Annotated in this window: 4 protein-coding genes; all 4 read right to left on the bottom strand. The window is 68.8% G+C overall.

Going from position 1 to position 2,829, the window contains the following annotated elements; genetic code table 11:
• Nucleotides 1–213: 213 nt before the first annotated feature.
• Nucleotides 214–858, bottom strand: coding sequence for a TlpA disulfide reductase family protein (locus tag VGV13_03945; protein HEV8640230.1), 645 nt, complete (start codon nucleotides 856–858; stop codon nucleotides 214–216).
• A 134-nt stretch (nucleotides 859–992) separates the two neighbouring features.
• On the bottom strand, nucleotides 993–1,700 hold the full coding sequence (locus VGV13_03940) for an ABC transporter ATP-binding protein (GenBank protein HEV8640229.1): 708 nt from the start codon (nucleotides 1,698–1,700) through the stop codon (nucleotides 993–995).
• Nucleotides 1,700–2,458, bottom strand: a complete 759-nt coding sequence (locus VGV13_03935) for an ABC transporter ATP-binding protein (protein ID HEV8640228.1) — start codon at nucleotides 2,456–2,458, stop codon at nucleotides 1,700–1,702. The genes VGV13_03940 and VGV13_03935 overlap by 1 nt, the downstream gene beginning before the upstream one ends.
• Nucleotides 2,455–2,829 (bottom strand): branched-chain amino acid ABC transporter permease (locus tag VGV13_03930; protein ID HEV8640227.1); only part of this gene is annotated, 375 nt, incomplete at its 5' end. The genes VGV13_03930 and VGV13_03935, both read right to left, overlap by 4 nt.

Below are 2,829 nucleotides of genomic sequence, written 5' to 3'. Positions count from 1 at the left end.
ACTACGAGGCCTGCCTGAGTGGCGATGATGCGTTTCGCCGGGAACGGTTCTTGAAGACGGGGAAGGGTAAACGCTTCTTGCGCAACCGCCTCGCGTCGTTCCTGGCCAGATTTAGTACCAACAAGTTGGAACGGCACTAGGCGCGAATAGTTGGAACGGCACTAGCGGTCCTACCCACCTGGCCCGGACCGCCAGGCCGACCAGCGGAAGCGCTTAGCTCCCGTGGCGGTAGCTGGCGGGGAGCATCGTCTCCAGCAAGGCCCGCATCTCCGCGCTGTTCCACTCGCGGGCGCCCAGAGCCACGCCCGCCACCTCGCCACCCGGGCGGATCACGAAGGTCACGGGCAGGCCCGTCACGCGCCAGGCGCCCGCGGTGGCCATCTGGGGATCGAGCAGGACGGGGAAAGTGATGCTCAGATTCTTCAGATACGGCTCGAGCAGCGGGCGCGGGGCGCCGCGGTCGACGGAGATCCCGACGACGACGAGCCCGCGGGCGCGGTAGTCGCGCCAGAGCGCCTCCAGGGTCGGCATCTCGAGCGTGCAGGGCGTACACCAGGTCGCCCAGAAGTTCAGGACGACCAGCCTGTCCTTCCAGGCATCGAGCGACGCGTGGCCGCCGCCGAAGCGCTCGAGCCGCCAGGCGGGCCCCTTCTGCCCCTCCCTGAGCTCCGTGACCCCGGCCTTCTCGAAGAGATCGAGCGCGGCGCCGTGCTGAGCGTCGTGGCCGTCCTCCTCGCCGGCGCGGCGCATCGGCAACGCCCAGAAGAGCGCGGCCAGCAGCACCAGGGCGAGCGCTCCCCGCCCGAGATTCTGGCGCAGGTTGGCCCCCAGCAGCGTCCTAGACGCCCAGCCTTTCACCGCTCACCAACCTGGGCGGCCCCTTGTCAAACGCCGCTTTGCTCGAGCCCACGGCTTTTTTCGAGCGCCGGCTTTGCCGGCGCAATCCTTTCTGGGGGGAGGTCTCGGAGGGGGCCGTCGAGGCCCCCTCCGATCTAAACGCCCAGCTTTTCATGCGTCACCGGGCTCTCTCGCAGCTCTCTGGACGGGCCTTCGAACACGATCAGACCCTTTTCCATGATGTAGCCGCGGTCGCAGACGTTCAGGGCCATGCGCGCGTTCTGCTCCACCAGGAGGACGGTGACGCTGAGGCGCTTGAGCTCCTGGATCATCTCGCGAATGTGACGGACCAGCGCCGGCGCCAGCCCCTGCGTCGGCTCGTCCATGAGGATGATCCGGGCCCCCGCCATCATCACGCGCGCGAGCGCGAGCATCTGCTGCTCGCCGCCCGACAGTGTCTGGCCGGGCTGGTCCAGGCGCTCGCGGAGGCGCGGGAAGTGATGGAACACCTCCTCCAGCCGCTGGCGTCGCAGCGCGGCCGAGGGCCGGCGCGCAGCCGAGAGCCCGAGCTCGAGGTTCTCGCGGACGGTGAGGCCGGGGAAGATCCGGCGGTTCTCGGGGACGAAGCCCACGCCCAGCCGCGCGATCTCGTGGGGCGTGAGGCCGGTCAGCGGACGGCCGTCGAGCTCGATGGTGCCGCGCCAGGGCCGGAGGAAACCCATCACCGCCTTCATCAGCGTCGTCTTGCCCATGCCGTTCCTGCCCAGCAGCGCCACGGCCTCGCCCGCGCGGATCTCCAGGGAGACGCCGAAGAGGATCGGCGTGGCCCCGTAGCCCGCGTGGATCTCCTGCAGCCTCAGCATCAGTCGTCGGCGCCTCCGAGGTAGGCGTCGATCACCCGCCGGTCGCTCCGGATGGCCTCGGGCGTGCCCTCGGCGATCTTCTCACCGAAATGGAGCACCGCGATCCGGTCGGAGACGCCCATCACGACGCTCATGTCGTGCTCGATGAGCAGCACGGTGAGCCCCCGCGCCTGAGCGATCCTCCGGATGAGCGCGGTCGCCTCCTTCGTCTCGCCGGGCGTCATACCCGCCGTGGGCTCGTCGAGCAGCAGGAGCGTCGGCTCCGTGGCCAGGGCCAGGCAGATCTCGAGGTAGCGCTGCTCGCCGTGGGAGAGGTGCTGAGCCCGCGCCTGGCGGCGCCCGTCGAGGCCGAAGGCCGCCAGCAGCTCCCTGACCGGTCGCTCGACGTCGGGCAGGCGCCAGAGGGAGCCGAGACGGCCGGAGACGGCCGCGCGGGACTGACGGGCGACGCGGACGTTCTCGAAGACCGAGATCTCGGGAAAGATGTTGGTGATCTGGAAGGTCTTGGCGAGCCCGCGCCGGTTGATGACCTCGGGCGGGAGCCCCGTGATGTCGGCGCCCTCGAACTTGACGCGCCCCGCGCTGGGCGCGTAGAGGCCGGAGATGACGTTGAACAGCGTCGACTTGCCGGCGCCGTTGGGGCCGATCACGGCGACGCGCTCGCCCTGCTTCACCTGCAGGCTGCAGCCGCGGATGATCTCGGTCTTGCCGAAGCTCTTTCGGAGATCCTTGAGTTCGAGGGCCACGGCGCTGCTCACAGGGTCTCCCTCCGCTTGATCTCTTTCTCGATGTATTCCTGGATCTCGCCCCATTGCCTCACGAAGTGGCGCCGCGCGAGCTCGAACAGGCCGATGCCGGTGAGCATCACGAAACCGGCACCGAACCAGCTGTTCAAGCCCTTGGCGTCCAGCGTCGCGCCCATGAACTTCAGCTCGGGGCCGAGCGCGGTGTTGAGTTGCAGGTGGTAAACCATTTCGATCATGGCGGCGGCGCCCACCAGCGTGACCAGTGCCGTGGCCGCGAGTGCCAGGTAGCTGACCCACAGCTCCTTCAGCCGGCCGAAGGAGGCCACGCGCACGTTCATCATGATCAGGCTGGCGATGCCGCCCGGCGCGTACATCACCATGAA

The organism is Candidatus Methylomirabilota bacterium (genome assembly GCA_036001065.1).
Lineage (GTDB): Bacteria > Methylomirabilota > Methylomirabilia > Rokubacteriales > CSP1-6 > MNEF01.
This window is presented reverse-complemented; position numbering and strand designations above follow the sequence as displayed.